This is a genomic window from Allobosea sp. UC22_33, from assembly GCF_042700715.1.
In the GTDB taxonomy this organism is placed as follows: Bacteria; Pseudomonadota; Alphaproteobacteria; order Rhizobiales; family Beijerinckiaceae; genus Allobosea.
The window spans coordinates 3,531,014-3,555,921 of the sequence record NZ_CP170556.1; the positions used below are offsets into that span (position 1 = coordinate 3,531,014).

Annotated in this window: 23 protein-coding genes and 1 pseudogene; 14 read left to right on the forward strand and 10 right to left on the reverse strand. The window is 67.5% G+C overall.

The features are described 5' to 3' along the window. Positions 1–35 precede the first annotated feature (35 nt). Positions 36–1,565 carry an MFS transporter gene (locus ACFJGT_RS17095; RefSeq protein WP_377839989.1) on the forward strand — a complete coding sequence of 510 codons (1,530 nt, stop codon included), beginning with the start codon at positions 36–38 and terminating at the stop codon, positions 1,563–1,565. Positions 1,566–1,568: 3 nt separating this feature from the next. Here the strand turns inward: ACFJGT_RS17095 and ACFJGT_RS17100 are convergent, their stop codons facing one another. The 4 genes from ACFJGT_RS17100 to ACFJGT_RS17115 all read right to left on the reverse strand — a co-directional run bounded on the left by ACFJGT_RS17100 (position 1,569) and on the right by ACFJGT_RS17115 (position 5,575). Then, a complete protein-coding gene (locus ACFJGT_RS17100; RefSeq protein WP_377839991.1) occupies positions 1,569–2,429 on the reverse strand; it encodes a TIGR01459 family HAD-type hydrolase in 861 nt (286 codons plus the stop codon). Further along, a complete protein-coding gene (locus ACFJGT_RS17105; RefSeq protein ID WP_377839994.1) occupies positions 2,429–3,367 on the reverse strand; it encodes a sugar kinase in 939 nt (312 codons plus the stop codon). The genes ACFJGT_RS17100 and ACFJGT_RS17105 overlap by 1 nt, the downstream gene beginning before the upstream one ends. Before the next feature lie 325 nt (positions 3,368–3,692). After that, positions 3,693–4,937, reverse strand: a complete 1,245-nt coding sequence (locus ACFJGT_RS17110) for a hypothetical protein (RefSeq protein ID WP_377839996.1) — start codon at positions 4,935–4,937, stop codon at positions 3,693–3,695. 116 nt (positions 4,938–5,053) lie between these two features. Beyond that, positions 5,054–5,575: a DUF1134 domain-containing protein gene (locus ACFJGT_RS17115; protein WP_377849004.1), complete on the reverse strand. Its 522-nt coding sequence runs from the start codon at positions 5,573–5,575 to the stop codon at positions 5,054–5,056. 432 nt (positions 5,576–6,007) lie between these two features. On the opposite strand from ACFJGT_RS17115, the gene ACFJGT_RS17120 reads away from it, so the two are divergent. Beyond that, entirely contained in the window at positions 6,008–6,493 is a 486-nt protein-coding gene (locus ACFJGT_RS17120; protein WP_377839999.1) for a YHS domain-containing (seleno)protein, read from the forward strand. Between the two features lie 13 nt (positions 6,494–6,506). Here the strand turns inward: ACFJGT_RS17120 and ACFJGT_RS17125 are convergent, their stop codons facing one another. Continuing rightward, the gene (locus ACFJGT_RS17125) at positions 6,507–7,340 is read right to left on the reverse strand and encodes a 3'(2'),5'-bisphosphate nucleotidase CysQ (RefSeq protein ID WP_377840001.1); all 834 of its coding nucleotides are present in this window, start codon (positions 7,338–7,340) and stop codon (positions 6,507–6,509) included. 126 nt (positions 7,341–7,466) lie between these two features. On the opposite strand from ACFJGT_RS17125, the gene chpT reads away from it, so the two are divergent. The 6 genes from chpT (at position 7,467) to ACFJGT_RS17155 (ending at position 13,808) form a co-directional block, all read left to right on the forward strand. Further along, on the forward strand, positions 7,467–8,108 hold the full coding sequence (gene chpT, locus ACFJGT_RS17130) for a histidine phosphotransferase ChpT (RefSeq protein ID WP_377840004.1): 642 nt from the start codon (positions 7,467–7,469) through the stop codon (positions 8,106–8,108). Positions 8,109–8,202: 94 nt separating this feature from the next. Next, positions 8,203–10,830: a chemotaxis protein CheW gene (locus ACFJGT_RS17135; protein WP_377840007.1), complete on the forward strand. Its 2,628-nt coding sequence runs from the start codon at positions 8,203–8,205 to the stop codon at positions 10,828–10,830. After that, positions 10,827–11,324, forward strand: coding sequence for a chemotaxis protein CheW (locus tag ACFJGT_RS17140; RefSeq protein WP_377840009.1), 498 nt, complete (start codon positions 10,827–10,829; stop codon positions 11,322–11,324). The genes ACFJGT_RS17135 and ACFJGT_RS17140 overlap by 4 nt, the downstream gene beginning before the upstream one ends. 30 nt (positions 11,325–11,354) lie before the next feature. Continuing rightward, positions 11,355–11,720, forward strand: coding sequence for a PleD family two-component system response regulator (locus ACFJGT_RS17145; RefSeq protein WP_038359309.1), 366 nt, complete (start codon positions 11,355–11,357; stop codon positions 11,718–11,720). Positions 11,721–11,808: 88 nt separating this feature from the next. After that, entirely contained in the window at positions 11,809–12,924 is a 1,116-nt protein-coding gene (gene cheB, locus ACFJGT_RS17150) for a chemotaxis-specific protein-glutamate methyltransferase CheB (protein ID WP_377840012.1), read from the forward strand. Then, complete coding sequence (locus tag ACFJGT_RS17155) at positions 12,921–13,808, forward strand: CheR family methyltransferase (RefSeq protein ID WP_377840014.1); 888 nt, start codon at positions 12,921–12,923, stop codon at positions 13,806–13,808. Before cheB ends, ACFJGT_RS17155 begins: the two co-directional genes overlap by 4 nt. Positions 13,809–13,989: 181 nt before the next feature. Here ACFJGT_RS17155 and ctrA read toward each other — a convergent pair whose 3' ends face one another. Further along, complete coding sequence (gene ctrA / locus ACFJGT_RS17160) at positions 13,990–14,691, reverse strand: response regulator transcription factor CtrA (protein ID WP_038359314.1); 702 nt, start codon at positions 14,689–14,691, stop codon at positions 13,990–13,992. A gap of 435 nt (positions 14,692–15,126) precedes the next feature. Between ctrA and fliI the strand changes: the two genes are divergently transcribed. Both fliI and ACFJGT_RS17170 read left to right on the forward strand, forming a co-directional pair. Further along, positions 15,127–16,473: a flagellar protein export ATPase FliI gene (gene fliI / locus ACFJGT_RS17165; protein ID WP_377840018.1), complete on the forward strand. Its 1,347-nt coding sequence runs from the start codon at positions 15,127–15,129 to the stop codon at positions 16,471–16,473. A 37-nt stretch (positions 16,474–16,510) separates the two neighbouring features. Next, positions 16,511–16,866 (forward strand): annotated as a pseudogene (locus tag ACFJGT_RS17170) (DUF1304 domain-containing protein). A 6-nt stretch (positions 16,867–16,872) separates the two neighbouring features. Here the strand turns inward: ACFJGT_RS17170 and ACFJGT_RS17175 are convergent. Beyond that, positions 16,873–18,090: an MFS transporter gene (locus ACFJGT_RS17175; protein WP_377840021.1), complete on the reverse strand. Its 1,218-nt coding sequence runs from the start codon at positions 18,088–18,090 to the stop codon at positions 16,873–16,875. 236 nt (positions 18,091–18,326) lie between these two features. Here ACFJGT_RS17175 and fliJ point away from each other — a divergent pair, with 236 nt between their 5' ends. Continuing rightward, a complete protein-coding gene (gene fliJ, locus ACFJGT_RS17180) occupies positions 18,327–18,731 on the forward strand; it encodes a flagellar export protein FliJ (RefSeq protein WP_061969585.1) in 405 nt (134 codons plus the stop codon). Between the two features lie 54 nt (positions 18,732–18,785). On the opposite strand, the gene ACFJGT_RS17185 is transcribed toward fliJ, so the two are convergent. Beyond that, the gene (locus ACFJGT_RS17185) at positions 18,786–19,400 is read right to left on the reverse strand and encodes a GNAT family N-acetyltransferase (RefSeq protein ID WP_377840027.1); all 615 of its coding nucleotides are present in this window, start codon (positions 19,398–19,400) and stop codon (positions 18,786–18,788) included. A gap of 195 nt (positions 19,401–19,595) precedes the next feature. Between ACFJGT_RS17185 and ACFJGT_RS17190 the strand changes: the two genes are divergently transcribed. Then, positions 19,596–19,979, forward strand: coding sequence for a DUF305 domain-containing protein (locus ACFJGT_RS17190; protein WP_377840030.1), 384 nt, complete (start codon positions 19,596–19,598; stop codon positions 19,977–19,979). Between the two features lie 156 nt (positions 19,980–20,135). Further along, on the forward strand, positions 20,136–21,173 hold the full coding sequence (locus tag ACFJGT_RS17195; protein WP_377840032.1) for a YbhN family protein: 1,038 nt from the start codon (positions 20,136–20,138) through the stop codon (positions 21,171–21,173). 103 nt (positions 21,174–21,276) lie between these two features. Here the strand turns inward: ACFJGT_RS17195 and ACFJGT_RS17200 are convergent, their stop codons facing one another. Together ACFJGT_RS17200 and flhA are read right to left on the reverse strand one after the other, a co-directional pair. Next, positions 21,277–22,164, reverse strand: a complete 888-nt coding sequence (locus ACFJGT_RS17200) for a DMT family transporter (RefSeq protein WP_377840036.1) — start codon at positions 22,162–22,164, stop codon at positions 21,277–21,279. A gap of 83 nt (positions 22,165–22,247) precedes the next feature. Then, entirely contained in the window at positions 22,248–24,377 is a 2,130-nt protein-coding gene (gene flhA / locus ACFJGT_RS17205) for a flagellar biosynthesis protein FlhA (protein ID WP_377840038.1), read from the reverse strand. Positions 24,378–24,600: 223 nt separating this feature from the next. On the opposite strand from flhA, the gene ACFJGT_RS17210 reads away from it, so the two are divergent. Further along, positions 24,601–24,885, forward strand: coding sequence for a hypothetical protein (locus ACFJGT_RS17210; protein ID WP_377840040.1), 285 nt, complete (start codon positions 24,601–24,603; stop codon positions 24,883–24,885). Positions 24,886–24,908 lie beyond the last annotated feature (23 nt).

The following is a 24,908-nucleotide window of genomic DNA, read 5'->3' on the forward strand; positions in this document are numbered from 1 at the left end:
AGAGCCCGCCTGACAACCAGACTTGCGAGACAACCATGACAGCGGCACCCGCTTCGATCCGGGGCGAGAAGGCGACGCGGCGCGAATGGCTCGGCCTGATCGCGATCGCCCTGCCCTGCATGATCTATTCGATGGATCTGACGGTGCTGAACCTCGCGGTGCCGACGCTGACGCGCGAATTGAAGCCGAGCGCCAGCCAGCTCCTCTGGATCATCGACATCTACGGCTTCATGGTCGCCGGCTTCCTGATGACCATGGGCACGCTGGGGGACCGCATCGGCCGCCGCAAGCTGCTGATGATCGGCGCCGCCTTCTTCGGCGTGGCCTCGACCGTCGCCGCCTCCTCGAACAGCGCCGAGATGCTGATCGCGATGCGCGCCGTGCTCGGCATCGCCGGCGCGACGCTGGCGCCCTCGACCCTCTCGCTGATCACCGTGATGTTCACCGACGAGAAGGAGCGCACCTTCGCGATCTCGATGTGGATCGCCAGCTTCTCGGCCGGCGCCATCATCGGCCCGGTCGCGGGCGGCTTCCTGATCGAGTATTTCTGGTGGGGCTCGGTCTTCCTGATCGCGGTGCCGCCGATGCTGTTGCTGCTCGCGATCGGCCCCATCCTGCTGCCCGAATACCGCGCCCCGAATGCCGGCAGCCTCGATGTATTCAGCGCGCTGCTTTCGCTCGCCGCCGTGCTGAGCCTCGTCTACGGCATCAAGCACTGGGCGGCCGAGGGCTTCGATTGGCTGGCCGCCGCCGCGATCCTCGTCGGCATCGCCTTCGTCCTGATCTTCATCCGCCGCCAGAAGCGGCTCACCGACCCGATGGTCGATCTCGCCATGTTCCAGATTCCCGCCTTCCGGGCGGCGCTCGCGATCAATCTCGCCGGCATCCTCTTCATGTTCGGCAGCTTCATCTTCCTGGCGCAGTATTTCCAGCTCGTCGCCGGATTGACGCCATTGCAGGCCGGGCTCTGGTCATTGCCCTCGGCGGTCGCCTTCACGCTCGCCTCCTTCGTCACGCCGGCGCTGGTCGGGCGCTACAAGCCGGCGAGCTTGATGGCGGGCGGCATGGCGCTCTCGGCGCTCGGCTTCACCTGGCTCGTCTTCGCGCCGAGCCTGATCCAGATCGTCGCGGCCTCCGTCGTATTCTCGATCGGCTTCACGCCGGTGATCACGCTGACGACCGGCATCGTCGTGGGTTCCGCGCCGCCCGAGCGCACCGGCGCGGCCTCGGCCATGTCGGAAACCTCGGCCGAACTCGGCGGCGCGCTCGGCATCGCCGTGCTCGGCAGCCTCGGCGCCGCGCTCTATCGCAGCCGCATGGCGGATATCGCCGTGTCCGGCGTCAGCCCGGATGCGCTCGCTCCCGCCCGCTCGACCCTCGGCGGCGCGCTGGCGCTGGCAACGGGGCTCTCGCCCGATCAGGCCGGGCCGATGCTGGCGCGCGCCAGCGAGGCCTTCATGGTCGGCTTCCGCGCAGCCGCGATCCTGTCGATCATCGGCATGCTGCTCTGCATCGTCATCACGCTGACGACCCTGCGCGACGCCCGCACCGGCGACGCGCACTGACCTTCAGGCCAGCGCGCCCATCGCCGCGATCGGCTGGACGGGAAGCCTGTCCAGCACCCTCGCGAGGCCGGCCGCATCGACCTCGCCACCCCGCATCGTCTCGTCGCGATGGATGCCGCCGGCGATGAACAGGCTGTCGAAGCCCATCAGGCGCGCGCCTGCGAGGTCGGTACGCACCGCATCGCCGATCACCAGCACCTTGCCGGGCTCGACCGAACGGCCGCCGCGGGCATCGGCCGCCGCCGCCAGCGCGAGGTCATAGGCCGGCCGATAGGGCTTGCCGGCCCAGGCGACGGAGCCGCCGAGTTCCTCGTAGATCGTCGCCAGCGCCCCGGCGCAAGGCAGCAGGTCCTCGCCGACATGCACGACGAGATCGGGATTGCCGCAGATGAAGGGCAAACCGCGCCGGGCGAAGCGCTCCAGCAGCGGCCGATACTGCTCCGGCGTCTCGGTGCGGTAGTCGTTGAGCTCGGTCGCCACGACGATATCGGCCTTGTCCTCGTCGACCAGCGTGACATCGAGCCCGTCGAACACGGCCCGGTCGCTCTGCCAGCCGATATGGAAGGCGCGCTTCTGGTGACTCTGCGCGATCAGGGCGCGCGTGACGTCGCCGGAGGTGACGAGCCGGTCCCAGGCTTCGCGTGGCACCCGCTTGGCATCGAGTAGCCCGGCGACCTGCTGCGACGGCCCCGGCGCATTCGAGAGCAGCACCACTGTGCCGCCGCGCTCGCGATAGGCCATCAGCGCATCGCAGGCCGGCTCCAGCGCCCAGAGCCCGTCATGCACGACGCCCCAGACATCGCTGATCAGCACATCGTAGCGGGCGAGGAGATCGCCCGCGCGCTTCAGAACGGGAACGCTCATCAGGAACGCGCCTCCGCGGCGATGCGAGCCTCGACATCGGCGCGGCGCGGCAGCGGCGCCACCGCGCCATAGCCCAGCGTCGACAGGGCCGCCGCGACATTGGCATAGGCGCCCGCAGTGAAGGCATCCCCCGTGCGCAGGTATTCGGCGAGGAAGGCGCCGTCATAGCAATCGCCCGCGCCGGTCGCGTCGATCGCATCGACCTTGATCGGCCGGAAGCGCTCGCGCCGGACCGGCGTCGCCACCAGCGAGCCCTCATGGCCGAGCGTCAGCGCGACCACGCGCGCCCCGAGTCCGAGATAGAAATCGACGATGGCATCGGGATTGTTCAGGCCGGTGAGCTGCGTTGCGTCGTCGAGGCCGGGCAGGATGATGTCCGCCATGGCGCAGGCGGCGTGGATGATCGCCTTGGCCCGGGTCAGCGGCCAGAGTTTCAGGCGCAGATTGGTATCGTAGGCGGTGAGTACGCCGGCCTTGCGCGCGGTATCGAAAGCCTCGAACACGGCGTCGCAGGCGCTGGCCGAGATCGCCTGGCTGATGCCGGAGGCCTGGATGATCCGGGCGGAGCGGATCAGGTCGCGCGGCAGGTCGCGCGGGCCGTAGAGGCTCGCGGCCGAGCCGGCGCGCAGATAGGAGAAGACATGGCCGGAAGGGCCGTGATCGACGAAATAGAGGCCCGTCGGCGCGCTCGGATGGGTCGCGACATGGCTGTCGTCGACGCCTTCGCGCTTCCACAGCCCGCGGATCGAATGGCCGGCGCTGTCATCGCCCAGCGCGCCTAGATAGCCGACCGACATGCCCTGGCGCGCGGCCGCGACCGCGCAGTTCGAGGTGTCGCCGCCATGGCCGAACAGGAAGGCGCCGCTCTCGGCGCGGGTCGCGTTGAACTCGCCGAGCGGTTCGCCGAGGCAAAGGAGATCGAAGCGGCTGTCGGTCACGTTTCAAACCATTCAGATGGCGCGGAACACCGGGGAACGCAGCCTTCCTGAGAGCATCGGTCCGAAAAGTGGAATGCGGTTTTCGGGAAAGCCGATGCAAGATCAAAGCTCTGCATCGAATGCCAAACTGGAAGCCGCGACAGGGCCGACATCACGCATTTCGGCGAAACGCAGGTCATCCCGGACGAAGCGAAGCGGAGATCCGAGATCCATGCCTGAGCCTCAATCGGAAACGCTCCGGAATGGATCCCGGGTCAAGCCCGGTATGACGCCGTGGGTCAGTGGAAAATCGGCAACCGTCCCTGGCGACAACCGATGGCTGCCCCTATTCCGCCGCTTCGCGCTTGGGTGCGGCATCCATCAGCCGGTCGGCCAGCTTGACGATCTCCTGGCGCAAAGCCGCGTCGTTGGCCCCCGCACCTCCAGCCCTGCGCAAGGCCGATATCTCGTCCATCAGGTGTGTCCGGTCGGCCCTCGCCTGGGTCAAAGCGCCCTGCAGCGTCTGGAGTTCCGCCCGCAGCATCTCGATCTGGCTTTCGCGTTCGTTCTGAGCGTCCTGCAAGGTCGCGATCTCCTCCCGGTTTCGCCGCTTGGCCGCCTCATGGTCATTCTTCGCGGCGGCCAGCGCCAGGTCCAGTGCTGCGCGCATGTCCCTGGTCGCGGCATGGTCGATCTGTTCCTGCCGTAGCTGTGTCTCAAGCTGCTGCGCCGCCACGCCCGCCGCGCTGGCGCGGGCATCGGCCGCCGCTAGCCCCGCCTCGGCCTGCGCCGCCCGCGCATCGAAGGCGTCAGCCCGCACCCGGTCGCCGTCGCGCTCGCCGGTCATGGCGCGCAGCGCCGCCTCGCTCTGGACGAGGCGTTTCTCGGTCGCGGCGAGCTTGTCGGCAAGCTCGTCGCCCTTGGCCTGCAGCACCAGGATGAGCGTCCTGTCCTCGACCTGTGCGACGCGCAGCTTCTCGGCGCTACTGCGGCTCTCGGCCAGCTCCCGTTCGCGCTCGGCCAACAGCGCCTCGATCCGCCCGACGGTCTCGCGCTCGCGTTCCAGTTCGCCGTTGCGCGCGGCCAGATCGGCGCCCGTGCCGGTCAGGGCTGCGCGCGTCTCTTCGAGATTGCGTTCGAGGCTGGCGAGATCGGCAACGCGCTTCTCCAGCGTCGCGGCCGTTTCGCCATGGCCGGTGCGCTCGCTCGCAAGCGCCGCCTGCGTATCGGCCAGTTCGGCGCGTGTCGTCGCCAGATCGGCATCGAGCCCGCCGATGCGGCTGTCACGCTCGCCAAGCTCACGCTCCAGCCGGCCGATCATCATGTCGCGCCGGCCGAGTTCCTGCATCGCCCCGGCCTTGGCGGCAAAGCCGCGCTCGGCATCCTGCTCGGCCGAGCGCATGCGCAAGGCCAGCTCGGCGCGCAGATGGTCGCGATCGGCGGCGATTTCGGCGAGCGAAAGCGGAAACGCGGCCTCGGCCCGTTTTCGCGCCAGCCTGTCGGCCCGCCGCGCCAGCGCCGGCACGGCCGCCAGGGCCAGCAAGGCGGCGCAGAGGAAGCCGAGCGCGAACAGCATGGCGGCTTCGATCAAGTCTCAGGACTCCCGGCCGAGGGCTGAAGTCGAATCTGCCATGGCAGCGGCGTCATGGCCAGAGACCATCGACCGAACGTGACGGCGACGGTTCTCCGGTCATCCGGCGGTCGAGACTAGAACGGGTTCCAGGTCGCCTGCGGCGTGAACTTGAGATAGCCGAGATTGACGCCGAGGCGCCAGCCGACGCCGGTGCGGATCGGCACCACCGTGATGCCCTCGGCGGTGAGCGCGGTGAAACCGAAGCCGCCGATGAAATAGGCCGAGCCATCCACGCCGGCAAAGCGCTGGTAGAGCGCATCGACCCTCGGCAGATTGTAGACCAGCATCATCGTGCGGGCGCCCTCGCCGCCGAAATCGAAGCCGATCGACGGCCCCTGCCAGAAGACGCGGCGGTCACCGGCATTGCGGGTGTAGAGCTGGCCCTCGCCATAGCGCAGGCCGCCGACGAAAGCGCCGGAAGCTTCCTGCCCGAGGACGTAGCCGTTCGGCTCGCCCCAGCGTTTCACGGCCTCCTCGATGGTCAGCGCGAGACCGCGCGACACGTTTCCGAAGAACTTGTGCCCGGAACCGACGAGTTCGTTCTGGCTGAACGACTGCTGCTCATCGTATTTCTGGGCGAGCGCCGGAAGCGGCATTCCGCTCAGGCTCGCGCCGGCCACGGCGAGACCGCCCGTGATCAGGTTGCGGCGGGTCTGGGTCATCAGCGACATCTCCAGGCAGGGCGCCAGACAGGGCAGAGCGCCGGGGCGGTTCGATCGTCCGTCCGCTCGGCACCGGCGGCGGCTGCACGGCAGCCGGCTCGGAACGGATGCGATACGGGCCGGGGGGCGGGCCGATCCTGGGCCATCCGCCGCCCGACCGAACGTCGAAGCGTGACGTCCGGCGAATGCGAATCAATTCGGTAACGGATTTGATACGCCGCAAATCTATCCAAGGCGTGAAGATTCCGGAGAGCCGCTCGGCCCGGGATGGGAGCTACCTGAGGATTTGACGCGATGAAGGCCGCAACAAGGCAGCGCTGGATCTCGCTTGCCGCGGGCTTCGTCCTGGTTCCCCTGATCGGACAGGTGGCCGTGGCGAGCACCCCGCCCGCCGCGGCGGATGCAGCCGCGCCCGCTCTCTCCACGACCCTGCCATCGGGCCTGCCCGACCTGCCATCGCTCGGCGAGGTGATGCAGCGGAACCTCAGTACCGGTCTCGCGATCAACGGCTTCGACCCGGTTTCCTATCGGCTTGGCGCGCGGCCCCTGGCAGGACGGGCCGAATACGAACTGATCCTGGATCGCTTCGTCTGGCGCTTCGCCTCGCAGGCCAATCTCGAAGCCTTCCGCGACGCGCCCGAGATCTACATGCCCGCGTTCGGCGGATTCGACCCGACCGGGGTCGCCAATGGCGTTGCCGTCGACAGCGATCCAAGCCAGTTCGCGGTGATCGGGTCGCGGCTGTTCCTGTTCCGCTCGGCCGATAATCGGCAGCGCTTCCTCCGGGACAGCGGCTTGCTGGCCCAGGCCGAAAGCCGCTGGAACGCAGTGCTGCGCTTCGTCGCCCGCTGAGCCGGATTGCGGTCTAGCCGCCGCAATCGCCGGCGATGGCCTGCCGTGCCAACGCTTCGCTCGAGGCCGCGACGAAGGGCGGATTGCGGAACTGCCGCTCGCTACGGCCGTAATCCGGCAAGGAGCCGTCGAGCGTCAGAACGATCCCGCCGGCCGCAGAGAGGATGGCATCCCCCGCCGCGATGTCCCATTCCATCGTCTGCCCGCAGCGGACGTGGATATCCGCCTCGCCCGACGCGATCATGCCGAACTTCACCGCCGACGAGACCGGAATGCCCTTGCTGCAGCACATCGCCGCCGCGATGCCGTCGCTGCGGCCATCGCCATGGAAGCGGCTGACCAGTGCGACCGGCCCCTCACCTGGAACGGCGCGGACGCTCGTTCGCCGTGCCTCGCCCTGAAGGACGCCGTCGGGGCCGAAATCCTGCACATAAGCCTGGGTGCCGGAGAACCAGAGCCGCCCGGTCGCGGGGGCCGCAATCGCGCCAGCGATCGGCCGGCCATCGCTCACCACCGCGATCGCGACGCAATAGCTGTCACCGCCCGCGAGGAACTCGCGCGTGCCGTCGAGCGGGTCGAGCAGGATGAAGATGGCGCCCGGCGCAGCGTTCTGCGCGGTCTCCTCGCTGACGATCGGAAAGCCGGGCAAGAGGCGCGCCAGCGCCTCCTTGGCGGCGTGGTCGGCTGCAAGGTCGGCAGAGCAGACCGGCGAACCGTCGCTCTTGAGCGTCACGTCGCGCGCCGCCCGCTTCGCCAGCAGGACGGCGGCACTCAAGCCGGCAGCTTCCGCCAGTTTGCGCCCCAGCCCGTCGCGATCGCGCAGGCGGGGATCGTCATGGCCGATCATCGCGGCCCATCCTTCCCGTAATCGCCCCCGATATGGCGATTAACCACATGAAAACCAAGATAGCAGCATATCAAGCGATAACGACGCCTCAATCCGGCGCTTCTCCGTTATCAGGACCTCACCCCCATGACCGCCATCTCGCTCGAGCCGCTCGATCTGGCTGCGCTTCTCTGCAGCCGCGTCTGCCACGACGTGATCAGCCCGGTCGGTGCGATTGTCAACGCTCTCGAGGTTCTGGAGGAGGACGATCCGTCGATGCGCGATTTCGCGCTGGAGCTGATCAAGAAGAGCGCACGGGCCGCTTCGGCCCGGTTGCAATTCGCTCGCCTCGCCTTCGGTGCGGCCGGTTCGGCCGGCGCGATGATCGATCTCGGCGATGCCGGCAACGTCGCCAACGGCTTCCTCAACGACGAGAAGCTCTCGCTCGACTGGGACGCGCCGCGCGCGCTGCTGCCGAAGAACCAGGTCAAGCTGCTGCTCAACCTCCTGGTCATCGCGACGCAGGCCGTGCCGCGTGGCGGCAAGCTCGTCTCCCGCGCCACGGTCGAGGGCGAGCAGGGCACGTTCGACATTACGGCGACCGGCTCGCATGCCCGTATCCCCGCGCATGTCGAGGAGCTTCTCGCCGGGCGCTCGGAGACCGGTACGATCGACGCCCATGCCGTCCAGCCGCTTTATACCGGCATGGTCGCGCGCGCCGCCGGGATGGGCATCACCTTCGCGATCGACGGCGATACGGTGACGATCAAGGCCACCAAGGCAGCCTGAACGATCGTTATCGGTCGAGGCACGATCTCAACCGATCATAAACCGTTCTCCTGCTTTAGTTCCTGCAGCATTCCGCGTTGAGTGAAGTTCCTGCATGGACGAGTTGCTGCAAGAGTTCCTGACGGAGACCGGCGAGAATCTCGACACGGTCGATCGGGAACTCGTTCGCTTCGAGCAGGACCCCAACGACCGCGACATCCTGCGGAACATTTTTCGGCTGGTTCACACCGTCAAGGGCACCTGCGGCTTCATCGGCCTGCCACGGCTGGAAGCGCTGACCCATGCCGCGGAGTCGGTGATCGGGCAGTTCCGCGACGGTGCCACCGTCAATTCCATCGCCGTCACCGCGATCCTGGAAACCATCGACCGGATCAAGGACATCCTGGCCGAGCTCGCCGAGAAGGGGCAGGAGCCTGAGGGCAATGACGAGACCCTGATCGGGGAGCTGTTCGCCCTTGCCGAGCACGCCAAGGGCGAACTGAAGCAGCAGGCTCCGACGGACGCGTCGCTCGACCCCGTCGCGGCCTATCTCGCCCGCCACGGCCAGCCCGCCCCGGCCCCCGCAAGCGCCGAGGATATCGTCTTCCGCAGTGCGCCCGGTCCGCAGCGCGGGCGCGATGGCCGCATCGAAGCCCGCGAAGCCGTCGTCCCCACTGAGGATTCCCAAAATCCGTCCCGCGGCGGCGGTCCGGTTACCTTGCGGGTCAATGTCGACACGATCGAGCATCTGATGACGATGGTCTCGGAGCTCGTGCTGACCCGCAACCAGCTCCTCGAAGTCGCCCGCCGGCAGGAGGATGCCGGGCTCAAGGCTCCGCTCCAGCGCCTGTCGCTGATCACCGCCGAACTCCAGGACGGCGTGATGAAGACGCGGATGCAACCGATCGGCAACGCCTGGTCGAAGCTGCCGCGCATCGTGCGCGATCTCAGCGCCGAACTCGGCAAGCGCATCGAGTTGCTGACGGACGGCGCCGAGACGGAACTCGACCGGCAGATCCTCGACCTGATCAAGGATCCGCTGATTCACATGGTCCGCAATTGCGCCGACCATGCGATCGAATTGCCGGCAGACCGGCGCGAGGCCGGCAAGCCCGAGCACGGCACGATCCGGCTCGCCGCCTATCACGAAGGCGGCTCGGTCACCATCTCGATCGCCGATGACGGCCGCGGCCTCGATATCGAGCGCATCCGCGGCAAGGCCATCGCCAAGGGCCTCGCCACCGAAGCCGAGCTCGACAAGCTCAGCGATGCGCAGATCAGCCGCTTCATCTTCCATCCCGGCTTCTCGACCGCCGACAGCGTCACCGCTGTCTCCGGCCGCGGCGTCGGCATGGATGTCGTCAAGGCCAATGTCGATTCGATCGGCGGCACGGTCGATGTCGCCAGCCGCCCCGGCCTCGGCACGACCATCACCATCAAGATCCCCCTCACGCTGGCGATCATCTCGGCACTGATCGTGGTCGCCGGCGAGGATCGCTACGCCATCCCCCAGATCGCGGTGCGCGAGCTCGTCCGGGCCAAGGCCGGCGACGACAACCGCATCGAAGAGATCAACGGCGCCCCGGTGCTGCGGCTGCGCGGGCGCCTCCTGCCGATCGTCTCGCTGCCGGGGCTCATGGCCAGCCCGGGCCGGGAAACCGCCCGGCGGGCGGATGGCGAGGGCTTCATCGTCGTCACCCAGATCGGCGAGCGGCAGTTCGGCATCCTCGTCGACAGCGTCTTCCACACCGAGGAAATCGTGGTGAAGCCGATGTCGAGCAAGCTTCGTCACATCCACCTGTTTTCCGGCAACACCATCCTGGGCGACGGCACCGTCGTCCTTATCGTCGATCCCAACGGCGTCGCCCGTCTGGTCGGCGCGACGACGTCCGAGGACGCCGAGGAGCAACCGCGCGAGGCCGCAGCCCAGGTGCACCGGGGCGAACGCACGACCATGCTCGTCTTCAGGGCCGGCGCCGGGAGCCTGCAGGCCCTGCCCCTGTCGCTGGTGACGCGGTTGGAGGAGATCGAGGCCGGCGAGTTCCAGCGCAGCGGCGGCCGCACGCTGCTGCATTACCGCGGCCGCCTCGTGCCGGTGACGCCGGTCGCCGGCACGCAATTGCGCTCCGAGGGCATCCAGCCGCTCGTCATCGTCTCGAACGGCGATCTCACCGTGGCGCTCGCCGTGGAGGCGATCGTCGACATCGTCGAGGAGACCTTCGAGCTCGAGATGGCGGCAGCCGACGCGCGCGGCATCATCGGCTCGGCCATGATCCGCGGCCGCGCCACCGATGTCCTCGACCTCGCGCATTACCTGCCGCTGAACGAGCCCGGCTGGTTCGCGGCCGGCCGCAATGCCGCGCTTCCCGGCCGGGTCCTGCTGGTCGAGCCGTCCGACTTCCTGCGCGACATGCTGAGCCCGGTGCTGAGGGCGTCCGGCCGGATCATCGCTCCGATTGCCGATTTCAGCGAGGCGGCGCTGGCCGCCGCCGGCGAGCCGATCCTGACGGCGTTGCTCGACCTTGACCGCGACAGCGACGCTGCCTTCGCCTTTGCCGCCCTGCTGCGCGAGCGCGCCAAGGGCGAGCGCCTGCGCATCCTCGGCCTCACCACCTGCGCCACGCCCGACCTGCACATGCGGGCGGTCCAGGCCGGTCTCGACGACGTCATCGCGAAATTCGACCGCCGCGCCCTGCTGAGCGAGCTCAACGCGGCTGGCGCCGATCTGAGGCATGCGGCATGACATCGAGCGAACCACAGGTCCCCGCCGCGCCCGGTTTCGGCGACTCGCTCGACTATGTGACCATCCGCGTCGGCGAGCAGCTCCTCGGCCTGCCGATCGGCCGCGTCCAGGACGTGTTCATCACCAACCGCATCACCGTCGTCCCGCGCGCGCCCGACGAGATCGTCGGGCTGATCAACCTGCGCGGCCGCATCGTCACCGCGATCTGCCTGCGCAAGCGGCTCGGGCGCCCGGTCGAATTCAAGCTCGACGGCCAGGGCCGCCAGGAATTGACGGCGATCGGCATCGACCATGACGGCGAGGCCTATGCGCTCATCGTCGACGCGGTCGGCGAGGTGATCCGGCTCGACCGCTCCACCTTCGAGCCGCTTCCTGTCCATCTCGATCGCGTCTGGACGGCCTTGGCGACGGGCATCCACCGCCTGGCCGACGAATTGCTCGTCGTCCTCGACCTCGACGCCGTTCTCGATCTCGACCTTCGCAGCGCGGCCTGACGGCGGCGCCACAGTTCTGGAGACAAAGTCATGAAATACTGCCTCGTCGTCGACGACTCAGCGGTGATCCGCAAGGTCGCCCGCCGCATCCTCGAAGGATTGCAGTTCCGCATCGCCGAGGCCGAGGACGGCGCGCGCGCCATCGACGCCTGCAAGGGCGAGATGCCGGACGCCGTCCTGCTCGACTGGAACATGCCGATCATGGACGGCTACGAATTCCTGCGCACGCTGCGCCAGATGCCGGGCGGCAAGCGCCCGAAGGTCGTGTTCTGCACCACCGAGAACGACATCGCCCATATCGCGCGCGCCATGCATGCCGGCGCCGACGAATACATCATGAAGCCCTTCGACAAGGAGATCGTGGCTTCGAAATTCCATCAGGTCGGACTGCTCTGAGCGCGTGCCCTCCGGTGCGTCTGCGCATCGGAGGACTCTTTTTCGGGGTGCCTTCACCCCTACCGCCGGCCCAGTGAGAAACAGACCGATGTTGTCTCCTCGCGCGATTCCCGCAAGCTCCGCAGCGCGGCACAAGACCGTGGTGATCGCCGATGATTCCGTCGTCGTGCGCGGGCTCTTCGCGCGCTGGCTCGGCGAGGCCGGCAATTTCCACGTGGTCGCGGTCGCCGGCGACGGCGAGACCGCGGTCGCCCACGCCACGCGCTTCAAGCCCGACGTGATGGTGCTCGACCTCGACATGCCCGGCGTGGATGGCGCCGCCGCCCTGCCCCAGATTCTCAGGGAAAGCCCGAACACGGGCGTCCTGCTCGCCGCGACCCTGAACGAGCGCAATACCCGCATCGCGCTGGAATGCATGACGCGCGGCGCGATGGACGTGGTCTCCAAGCCGGACAGCCGCAGCGGCATGACCCTGTCGCTCGATTTCCGCAGCGAATTCCTGCTCAAGCTCGGCAATATCGTCCAGACGCCGGTCAAGCCCGGCGCGCTGCCGCCCGAGATCGACACCGACCTGCCGCATGCCGGGCCGGCGAACCTGCGCCCGCTCGTCTCGGTGATGCCGCGCTATCTCGTGATCGGCGCCTCGACCGGCGGGCCCCGCGCCGTCGCCAAGGTGCTGTTCGACATCGGCGAGGGCCTCAACGACCTCACGACGATCGTCGTCCAGCACATGCCGCCGCTTTTCACCGCCTCCTTCGCCGAGCAGGTCGCCAACCATATCGGTGTTCCCGCACGCGAGCCCTTCGACGGCGAGCGCCTGATGCGTGGCACCGTCTATATCGCGCCCGGCGGCCGCCATCTCGGCATCGACCGCCGGCTCGGTCATATCGTCGCGCGCATCGGCGACGAGCCCCCGGTCAATTTCTGCCGCCCGGCCGTCGACGTGCTGTTCGGCGATGCCGCCCGCCATCTCGGTGCGGCCGCGATCGGCCTCGTCCTCACCGGCATGGGCAGCGACGGCACCGATGGCGCAGGCGCCCTGCGCAAGGCCGGCGCCGCGGTCATCGCCCAGGACGAGCCGAGCAGCACGATCTGGGGCATGCCCGGCTCGGTCGTGCGCGCGCGCAATGCCAGCACCGTCATCGCGCTCGACGAGATCGGCGCCTCGATCCGCTGCCTCGTGCGCGGGGTGCAAACGGCATGACCGAGGCCGATTTCTCCTTCCTGCGCCTGCTGCTGCAGCAGCGTTCCGGCCTGTCGCTGACCGCCGATAAGCGCTATCTCGCCGAAAGCCGGCTCGGCATCCTCTGCCGCCGGCGCGGCATCGCCGATCTCGAAGCGCTCGTCCGCCAGCTCAGGCTCTCCCGCGACGCGGCCCTGGAAAACGCCGTGGTCGATGCCATGACCACCAACGAGACGCTGTTCTTCCGCGACCAGACGCCGTTCAACCTGTTCCGCGACGTCATCCTGCCCGAGCGGCTCGCCGCCAACGCCGGCAGCCGCTCGCTGCGGATCTGGTGCGCAGCCGTCTCCAGCGGCCAGGAAGCCTATTCGCTTGCCATGCTGCTCGATGAACTCGGCGAGCGGCTCGCCGGCTGGAAGATCGAGATCCTGGGAACCGACATCTCCGCGGAAATCCTGGAGAAGGCCCGCGCCGGCATCTACAGCCAGTTCGAAATCCAGCGCGGCCTGCCGATCCAGATGCTGCTGAAGCATTTCCAGCAGGTCGGCGACAAGTGGCAGGTCTCGCAGCGCATCCGCTCGATGGTCACGTTCAAGCAGCACAACCTGCTGGAGCGCAACGATCAGTTCAGCCGCTTCGACGTGATCTTCTGCCGCAACGTCCTGATTTATTTCGACGTGCCGACCAAGGTGAAAGTGTTGGACCTGCTGACGCCGCGCCTGGTGCCCGACGGCGCCTTCGTGCTCGGCGCCGCTGAAACGGTGCTCGGACTGGCGACGAAGCTGATCTGCGATCCGCAGCACCGCGGCCTCTACCGACACGCCGCGATGGCGGCCCCGCTCACCGCCTCCCCTGCGTCCGGCCTCCGGCCGCGCCCCGGCATCGCCGCGGGGATGCGGGGCTGATCCGGCCCCGCTTCGACGCAACGCCCGCGGCCCGGCCGTCGGCAAAGATCAACGCACAAACAAAAACCCCACCTCTCGGCGGGGTCCCCGTCGACCTGTCGTGTACATCCGACGATCAGGTCAAGAACTGGTATGGCGTCGCTTCATGACCGCCCGATGACGGGCGGGCGACGGAAATGCGTCAGGCCGGGATGCGTTCCTCGACATCGGACGGCTCGCGCAGCACATAGCCGCGGCCCCAGACGGTCTCGATGTAGTTCTTGCCGTCCGACGCATTGGCGAGCTTCTTGCGCAGCTTGCAGATGAAGACGTCGATGATCTTGAGCTCGGGTTCATCCATGCCGCCATAGAGATGGTTGAGGAACATCTCCTTGGTGAGCGTCGTGCCCTTGCGGAGCGAGAGCAGCTCCAGCATCTGGTATTCCTTGCCGGTCAGGTGCACGCGGGCGGCATCGACCTCGACCGTCTTGGTATCGAGATTGACGACGAGGTCGCCGGTGGTGATGACCGACTGGGCGTGGCCCTTCGAGCGACGCACGATCGCATGGATGCGGGCGACCAGCTCGTCCTTGTGGAACGGCTTGGTGAGATAATCGTCGGCGCCGAAGCCGAGGCCCTTCACCTTGTCCTCGATGCCGGCGAGGCCGGAGAGGATCAGGATCGGCGTCTTGACCTTGGCGACGCGCAGTGAGCGCAGAACCTCGTAACCCGACATGTCGGGGAGGTTCAGGTCGAGCAGGATGATGTCGTAATCGTAGAGCTTGCCGAGATCGACGCCCTCTTCGCCGAGGTCCGTCGTATAGACGTTGAAGCTCTCCGATTTGAGCATGAGCTCGATGCTTTGAGCGGTCGCGCTATCGTCCTCGATCAGCAGAACCCGCATGTCCACGTCCCCAATTTCGCCCGCAGGGCAGGTTTGACCGTTGTTTCCGCCCGGACCGTTCGGCCCCGGACGACGACGCACTTGCCCAATGAAACGCCACGCGACACGCTACGAGGAAACTGGTTAACAAACCGTGATTCCCGAGCGCAAGCGCTTCCTCGGAGAAAGTGAACGATCCTTGTCGAGGTGAGTCGAATTTGACACGGATCGATGAACTTCTCGGCCGCGAAAGCGCCTTTCGCGAAGGCTTGCATCGGGAAACAGAGCCGTAATGGCTCTGCGACACGCGGCAGCCTCAATCCGTAGTGTTAATCACAGAGCTTAACAGCTGGTAAATGAGCGCAATTTGTTAGGAACCCTTACCAAATCATCCACAGGTCCGGCCGGCCGCGAATTCGGTTGCCCTCATGCCGCCGGCGAAGTTGAATCATCGCGATGAATTCCCCCTCCCACGGCCATGACCGCCTTTCCGCTTTGGCGACCGCCATCGAGCATATCGAGGGCGTGACGATCTATGGCCGCGTCATCGGCGTGCGCGGCCTGCTCGTCGAGGTCGCCGGGCCGATCGGCACGATGAGCCTGGGCGGGCGCGTCGGCATCGAGATCGCGCCCGGCACACGCGTTCCCTGCGAGGTCGTCGGCTTCTCCGGCGACAAGGCGCTGGTCATGCCCTTCGGCGGACTGGACGGCGTCCGCCGGGGCTGCCCCGTCCATGTCGACCGGGCCCAGCCGGGCCTGCGCCCCACGCCGGCCTGGCTCGGCCGCGTCGTCGATGCGCTCGGCCGCCCCGTCGATGGCGGCCCGCCCTTGCCGCAGGGCGACACGCTCTTCGCCTATCGCAACGATCCCCCAAACGCCCACAAGCGCCGCCGCGTCGGCCGACCGCTCGATCTCGGCGTGCGCGCGCTGAATACGTTCCTGACCTGCTGCATCGGCCAGCGCATGGGCATCTTCGCCGGCTCCGGCGTCGGCAAGTCCGTGCTGCTCTCGATGCTGGCCCGCTATGCGCAGGCCGACGTCAACATCATCGGCCTCGTCGGCGAGCGCGGCCGCGAGGTGCAGGAGTTTCTCCAGGAAGACCTCGGGCCGCAGGGTCTCGCCCGCTCGATCGTCGTCGTCGCGACCTCCGACGAGCCGGCGCTGATGCGCAAGCAGGCGGCGCTGACCACGCTGACGCTAGCCGAATATTTCCGCGATCGCGGCCTGCAGGTGATGTGCCTGATGGATTCGGTGACCCGCTTCGCCATGGCGATGCGCGAGATCGGGCTCGCCGCCGGCGAGCCGCCGACCACCAAGGGCTACACCCCGACTGTCTTCGCCGAACTGCCGCGCCTGCTCGAACGCGCCGGCCCCGGCACCGGCGACGGCGCGATCACCGGCCTCTTCACCGTGCTGGTCGATGGCGGCGACCATGACGAGCCCGTCGCCGACGCGGTGCGCGGCATCCTCGACGGCCATATCGTGATGGAGCGCTCGATCGCCGAACGCGGGCGCTATCCCGCCGTCAACATCCTGAAATCGGTTTCGCGAACCATGCCGCGCTCCTGCGACCCGGCCTATTACCCGGTGGTGCAGAAGGCGCGCTCGACGCTGGCGACCTATGCCGACATGGAGGAATTGATTCGGCTCGGCGCCTATCGCCAAGGCGCCTCGGCCGAGGTCGACGAGGCGATCCGTCTCCATCCCGCGCTCGAAGCCTTCCTCAAGCAGGCCAAGGACGACGCGACGCCGCTCCATGAATGCTACGCGCGCCTGGCCGCCATCATGAGCGGGACCGTCTGATGTTCGCCGATACCTCGCACCGCAGGATGTCCGACCGATGATCGCAGCACTCCTGATCGGCCTCGTCGCCCTCATCCACGTCTACATCGTCATTCTGGAGATGGTCTGGTGGGACACCCCGCGCGGCCACAAGGCCTTCGGGCTCACGCCGGAATTCGCCGCGCGTTCGAAGGTGCTCGCCGCCAATCAGGGGCTCTATAACGGCTTCCTCGTCGCGGGCCTCGCCTGGGGGCTCTGGCTTGGCGAGGGCGGCTTCGCGATCAAGCTGTTCTTCCTGGCTTGCGTCCTCGTCGCCGGACTCTTTGGCGCGGCGACGGCCAGCCGGCAAGATTTCTCTATATCCAGGCCCTGCCCGCCGCGCTCGCCATCGCGGCGCTGCTCGCCCGGATCTGACGGGTCTCAGCCCCGCGCCACCATCCGCACCAGCGCGAACATCGCCGCGAAGCCGATCGCCTGAATCGCAGCCGAGATCATCAGCGTCGGGCTGGCGCCGAGCCGCTCGACCATCACCGCGAAGAGCAGCGGCGCGGCGGCGAAGGTCATGTTCTGCGGCACGGTGAGCTTGCCGAGCATGGTCGCGAAGCCATTGCGCCCGAAGAGCGCCAGCGGCAGCGTCGCCCGCGCGATCGAGATCACGCCGAGCGCCGCGCTGAACAGCACGATGAAGATCGCCGCCGCCGTGACCGTCATCGTGACGAAGGGCAGCGCCAGGCACAGGACCGGCCCCAGCAGCAGGCCGAACAGCGCGACCTTCTCGGCCGGCAGGCGCTCGCCGAGCGTCGCGTCGATGGCGCGCGCCGCGAGCGTCGCCGGGCCGCTCAGCGTCGCGATCCAGACCGCCTGGGCCTGTGTCAGTCCGGCCTCCTGGAACAGGCTGATCAGATGCAGCGGCAATCCCCAGGAGACGAGTCCGCTGGCTGAGAAGGCAAGCGCCACCAGCCAGAACGCCGCCCGCCGCGCCTGCACCGGCACGCTGCCATGCTCGCCTGCTGATGCAGCCCCCTGAACGGTCGCCGAAGCGGCCGCCGGCGCGGCAGCGCGGCGGTAGCGCGGGATCGCCGCATAGATCGGCAGCACGATGACGAGCTGCATCGCCGCGAAGACGAGCAATGTCGCCCGCCAGCCGAAGGCGTTCATCAACACCGCGGTCAGGGGCCAGAACACGCTGGAGGCGAGCCCCGTGACAAGCATCATCAGGCCGATCACGCGCCGCGTCCGCTCGCCCATCAACTGCGAGATCGTGACATTGCCGGTATTGGCCAGCGACATCGCGTGGCCGAGCCCGATCACGAACCAGCTCGCGAGATAGCTCACCGGCCCCTGCGCCAGCGACAGCACGCCGAGCCCGAGCGCACAGATCACTGCGCCGATGCACATCGAACGGCGCGTGCCCTCGCGGTCGAGGATGCGCCCGATCGCGGGGGCGACCAGCGCGCCTGTGATCAGCAGGATGGTGATGCCGCCGAAGACGATCTCGGCATTGAGCCCGATCTCGCGGTCGAGCGCACCGACCAGCACCGAAGGCGAATAGAAGGTCGAGCCCCAGCCGATGATGCGGGTCAGCGCAAGGCCGCAAAGCAGGGGGCCGTGCCCGCCGAAACGAGAAGAGGCAGCCAAGACAGGACATCCGCAGGGGCAAATCGGCCAAACGGCCGTGCACCCTCACTCACTAGATCATCCCGACAGCCGATGGCAGCAGCCGTGACGCGGGCGGATCATGCGTCAAAGGCAGCCCGTCCCGGTAAGGAAAGGTCAACCTCCTTGCGCCATGTTGCTCCTCGTCTCGCGGATGGAGTTCTGGCGCGCGCCGAGGGGTCGGCAGCGCCGATGCGTAATCAGGAGTTGAAAACGACATGAAGTCGCGAGAGACGCTTCTTCGGCTCAAGCGCTTCCAGGTTGACGAAAAGCGTCGCCGGGTAAGCCAGATCGAGATGATGATCGCCGATTTTCACCGGATGGCTGGAGATCTCGATCGCGAGATCCAGGCCGAGGAATCCCGTGCCGGCATCGCGGACCCCGCCCATTTCGCCTATCCGACCTATGCCAAGGCCGCGCTCGGCCGCCGCGACAACCTGCGCCAGTCGGCCGACAACCTAAAGGGCCAGCTCGACGAGGCCAAGGCCGAATTGCAGGAAGCCTTCGAGGACATGAAGAAGGTCGAGATTCTCGACGATCGCGAGCGTGCATCGGAGCGCGCGGCGGAAGCCGCCCGCGACCAGGCCACCATGGACGCGATCGGGCTGCGCTCGCGCGCCTGAGCCGGTTTCAAGAGTTCAGACAAAAGGGCGGCGTCCTCAGGGCGCCGCCCTTTTTCATGCGATGACGGGATGGTGCTCGACGGAGTCGCGCCGCAGCTTGCCGGTGAGGCGCGGATCGTCATCGACCTCGACCCCGCGCTTGAACACCGTGAAGCCCGAGCGCTGGTAGAAGGCGAGCGCGGCGGGGTGGTCGAGCGTGCAGGTATGCACCCAGAAGCGCGCGATCGGCTTGGCCCAGGCGAGCGCAAGCGCCCGGTTCATCAGCCAGCGGCCGGCGCCCTTCCCGACCACGGCCTCGTCCAGCCCGAAGAAGGCGAGCTCGCCTTCGCCCGTCACGCGGAAATCCAGTTCGAGCAGGCCGACATCGCGCCCGTCGAAGCGAACCGCGTAGAAATCCACCGCCGGGTTCGCGAGGATCGCCTCGATTTCGGCCCGCGGCTTGATCAGGCGGCTGAACCACATCCAGCGCTCGCCGAGCAGCCGGTAGACGGCAAGATAGCGCTCGACATCGGAGCGGCCGATCGCGTCGAGCGAGAAGCCTTCGGTCCCGGCCGTGTCGGGCCGCTCCGGCGGCCGTTCGAACATCTCCAGCGAGGTCACGATCGTCGCGATCTTGCCGGGCGGCAGGTCGGTCGTTCCGGTCAGGGTGATGGTCAGGCTCTGGGTCATGAAGGGCTGTTCGGCGGCTCGTGGGGAATCTGCCGCGATCATGACATGATCGGGGTCGAAAGATCACCGCATGCCGATGCATGCCCGGCGTCACGGCATCGCGCCCCGTCCCGCCTCCCCGGCCGGACATCACGATGGATCGAAGCGCCGGCGCAGGCGCGATCCGCCTTCACGCCCGATCGAGGACGAGACGACATGAAACGCACCGCCATCGCCCTGGCGACCCTTCTCGCCGCCGGCCTGCTTGCCGGCGCGGCCCAGGCTCAGCAATCCCATGGCGGTCATGCCGGCCACGGTGCCGCTGCAGCCGCCAAGCCCGGCGACAGCGCCTCGACCAAGGCCTATCGCGACGCCAATACGAAGATGCACAAGGACATGGACATCCCCTATTCCGGCGATGCCGATGCCGATTTCGTCCGTGGCATGATCCCGCACCATCAGGGCGCGATCGACATGGCCAGAATCGTCCTCGCCCACGGCAAGGACCCGGAAATCCGCAAGCTCGCCGAGGACGTCATCCGCGACCAGGAGAAGGAAGTCGCGATGATGCGGGACTGGCTGAAGAAGAACGGCAAGTGACCGCCACTTCACGCCCCTGACCTTGGGCGAGGGCGAGCAAGCTCAGGCGCTTGCCCTCGCCCGTCCCCACTGGCACAGAGGGGAAAGGTTCGCGCCGCAGCGGTGACGACGTGGGCCCCCGACCGTCACCATCTTGTTTCGAGCCCGCGGCCTTTCATGAAACGCTATCTCGACTATCTCTGGCCGATCATCGGGCTCGTCGCGGTCATCTGGTCCGTCGAACTGCTCTGGGACAAGCTCAAGGCCGAGGCCGGCTCGGACGCTACGATCGAGGCGCTGCTCGCCGATGCCGGGCTCTGGCAGAGCATCAAGATCATCGCCCACCGCATCGGCCACAAGATCGCGGTGATCCCGCCCGAGGCCTTCTTCCATGCAGCGCTCGCGACGCTGGTCGCCTATGCCGCGCTCGCCTGGTACGACCGCATCGCGCTGATCCATCTCGGCAAGCAGAAGGGCATTTCCTGGCTCTACATCTCGCTTTGCTCCTTCGTGACCTATGCGCTCTCCCATAATATCGGCGCCTCGGTCTTCTCTGGCGGCATGGTGCGCTACCGGGCCTATACGGCGAAGGGTTTGACAGCGGCCGAGGTCGCGGTCCTCGTCGCGCTCTGCTCCTTCACCTTCGCCTTCGGCACGATCTTCCTGATGGGGCTCGTGCTCATCTACGAGCCGCAGATCCTGCATCCGCTCGAGCGGATGTCGAAATGGTTCGCGATCACCGACAGCACCGCCCGCTGGATCGGCGTGGGCATGCTCGCCTTCGTGGCGCTCTACACGATCGGCTCGTGGCTGCGCTTCAAGCCCCTCAAGATCGGCAAGTTCGAGATCATCTATCCGCGGCTGCCGATCGTCATCAGGCAGTATCTCGCGGCGCCGCTGGAGCTCGCGGGCGCGGCCGGCATCATCTATTTCGCGCTGCCGGACCAGGGCAATCCGGGCTTCCTGATCGTGCTCGGCGCCTTCCTGCTCTCGTTCTCAGCCGGTCTGCTCAGCCAGGTCCCGGGCGGCGTCGGCGTGATGGAGGCTGTCTTCCTCGCGGTGATGCCGGGCGTTCCGGCGCCGGCGGTCTTCGCCGCGCTGCTGGTCTGGCGGATGTTCTATCTCATCCTGCCGCTGGTCTTCTCGCTGCCGATCGTGCTCGCCTTCGAGCGGGCGCAGCTCAAGCGCAGCACCCGCATCGCCCCGCCGCCGTAGGAACGCTTCGTCATGTTCGGGCTTGCCCCGAGCATCTCATGACGAGAGAGGCTCCGGCGCTCCATCCTGATCGAAATTCCCGGGTCAGCTCGGCAATAACGCGCTAACGCTTGAGCGCGATCGCCGCCGCGCCGAACATCAGCAGCGCGCCGATGGCTTCCGACCAGCCGAAGGGCTCACTGAGCGCGACGACGCCGACCGTGACCGCGATGGCCGGGCTGACGAAAGCATAGAGCCCTGCCCGGAACGCGCCCCAGTCGCGCAGCAGCCGCATATAGATGGTGAAGCCCATCAGCGAGCCGCCGACGATCAGGAACGCCACCGCCGGCAGCACCGGCCAGCTCGCCAGCTTGCGGAGATCGGCCAAGCCGACCGGCTCCAGCGCAAGCGATACGACCGTCAATCCAATGCCGCCGATCAGCGTCTGCCAGCCGGCCAGCGCCAGCGTCGGCATTGTCCCCGCGATCGGCCGGGAAAGCACCGCGCCGACGCAGTAGAACAGCGTACCGGCCGCCACCGCCGCGAGCCCAGCCATCTCCATCGGGTCGCCTTGCGCAGCCGAGAGCCCTCCCATAGCCCGCGTCGCGAACAGGAAACCCAGGCCCACGGTGCCCAGCGCAATCGCCACGAGCTTGCGTCCGTCGATGCGCACGCCCTCGATCGCCCGGCTTGCCAACAGCGTGTAGATCGGAATCGTCGCGAAATTGACGATGGCCGCCAGGCCGGTCGGCGCATGCGCCGTGCCCCAGAACAGCAGCGTGTAATTGGCGGTATTGAGCAGAAGCGCCGTGCCGATCAGGCGCGGCCAGGCCCCGCTCGGCACCTTGAACACGTCGCGCCCGGCCCAGAGCAGCATCAGCACGCCGGCGATCGAGAAACGCGCCGCCGCCAGGAAGACCGGCGGCACATGCATCGAGCCGATTTTCATCGGCATCCAGGTCAGGCCCCAGGCGAGGCACATCACGGCGAAGAGGGCGGCATTGCGCGACATGATGTCGGCTTAGCCGCAGCCTGTGACGCTGACCATTGCGCCGCAGGCATCGCGCCCCCGTGGAAACCGGAGGCAAGGCGGCCTCAGACGCTTCCCACCGTCTTGAGGCGCACGCGCGGATGGATCTCCGCCTGCGACAGCACCGGTGTCTCCCGGCGGAAGCGTTCGATGATCTGGCGGGCGAAGGGCCGCGCCATCGCCGAGGTGACCAGCGCCGGCATCTCGCCGATGCGCGCCGCATCCTCGAACTTGTCGCGGACGTGATGCACGAATTCCTGCAGCCGCGAGGGCTGCATGGCGAGGTGGCGGTCCTCGCCCTGGCCGATGATCGACTCGGCGAAGACGCTCTCCCAGGCCGGCGACAGCGTAATGATCGGCAGCACGCCCTGCATGTTCGAGAACTGCGCGCAGATCTGGCGGGCGAGCCGGGCGCGGACATGCTCGGCGATCTCGCGCGGGCTGCGCACGCTCGCCGAGACCTCGGCGATCCCTTCGATGATCGTCGGCAGGTCGCGGATCGAGATGCGCTCGGAGAGCAGGAGCTGCAGCACGCGCTGGATGCCGGTGGTCGAGATCTGGCTCGGCACGATCTCCTTGACGAGATCGGCATGGTCCTTCGGCAGTTCGCGCAACAGCTTCTGCACCTCGGAATGCGAGAGCAACTCCGGCATGTTCGATTTCAGCACCTCGGTGAGATGCGTCGAGATCACGGTCGCGGCATCGACCACGGTGTAGCCGCGCAGCTGCGCCTCGTCCTGCAGCGCCGCGTCGATCCAGGTCGCCGGCAGGCCGAAGGTCGGCTCCAGCACGTTGTGGCCCGGCAGGTTGACCGCCCCGCCCATCGGGTCCATCGCCATGTACTGGCCGGCATAGACGATGCCCTGCCCGGCATCGATCTCCTTGATCTTGATGAAATAGTGGTTCGCCTCGAGCTGGACGTTGTCGACGATGCGCACCGCCGGCATCACGAAGCCGAGCTCGGCCGCGAGCTGGCGGCGCAGCGCCCGGACCTGGTCGGTCAGGCGATCCTGGCCGCTCGGCGCATTGACCAGCGGCAAGAGTCCGTAACCGATCTCGATCTTGAGCTCGTCCATCTTGAGGAGGTCGTTCAGCGTCTCCTCGCGCGGCGTGCCGTCCGCCGAGAGCGCGCCGCCCGCCTGCGCCGGATCGAGCGCACCCGCTTCAGCCTCACGGGCCTTGGCAGCCTTGCCGAAACGATAGGCGAGGTAGCCGGCGCCGCCTGCCAGCAGCAGGAAGGGCAGCATCGGGATGCCCGGCAGCAGCGCGATCAGCAGCATCACCGCCGCCGACATGCCGAGCGCCTTGGGATAGCCCGAGAGCTGCTGGCCGAGCGCCTTGTCAGCCGCGCCGCGCACGCCGGATTTCGAGACGAGCAGGCCGGCCGCGGTCGAGACGATCAGCGCCGGAACCTGGCTGACGAGGCCGTCGCCCACGGTGAGCAGCGTGTAGTTCGTCGCCGCCTGGCCGAAGCTCAAGCCCTGCTGCGCAACGCCGATGACGATGCCGCCGAGCACGTTGATGAAGGTGATCAGCAGGCCCGCGATGGCGTCGCCGCGCACGAATTTCGAGGCACCGTCCATCGAACCGAAGAAGGAGGACTCGTCCTCCAACGCCCTGCGGCGGACCTTGGCGGTCTCCTGGTCGATCAGGCCGGCGGACAGGTCGGCGTCGATCGCCATCTGCTTGCCCGGCATGGCATCGAGGCTGAAGCGTGCCGCCACTTCGGCGATACGGCCCGAGCCCTTTGTGATGACGACGAAGTTCACGATGATCAGGATCGTGAAGACGATCACGCCGATCACGAAATTGCCGCTCATTACGAAGCCGGCGAAGGCCTCGATGACATGGCCGGCCGCCGCGGTGCCCTCATGGCCATGGGCGAGGATCAGGCGCGTCGAGGCGAGGTTCAGCGCCAGCCGGAACATGGTGACGATCAGCAGCACGGTCGGGAAGGCCGAGAATTCCAACGGCTCCTCGATGAAGAGCGCGGTCATCAGCACCAGCACCGATACGATGATCGACAGCGCCAGCAACAGGTCGAGCAGGATCGCCGGCATCGGGAAGACGAGCACCACAAGGATGCCCATGACGCCGATGGCGAGGAACAGGTCCGGACGGTTGAGCAGCTTTCCGAGCGCCCCGCGATCGGGGATGGCGAACCCTTTGCCCTGCCCTGCCGTTACATCGGTCATCGACCGTTCCGCCCCACGCCTGCGCGCCCCGAACTAGGGCGCAGCTCGGCAATTCTTGCCGGGCGTATGGTGAACGAATTGTTAAGAAGCGGATTAATACCCTCCCGGAACCATCCGATGAACGGCTGGTTGTCAAAACGCCGCGTTATGGCCGCATTCGGCGGCCTCACTCGGCACAGGGATGGCTGAATTTGGCCGGATCCCGACGATATTGGAGGTCATCTTGAATCGACGTTCCTTCCTGACGAGCCTTGTCGGCGGCCTCGCGGTTGCCGGAATCGGCGGCGCCGCCATGGCCAAGAGCCTGATCGAAACGGCCCCTGTGCCTGTCGAACCCAAGACGGGGGACATCGATCCCGCGCTCAAGGCCGGCCTCGACGAAACCAATGCCGAATTTACCCAGTACTACCGCGGCCACCCGCGCCACCGCCGTCCGCCCCCGCCGCGCGTCTATCATCGCCGCCCGCGGCGCGTGGTCCGCAACGGCCGGGTCTACTGGGTCCGCTGACCTGTTCCGGGCCGGCACCTCGC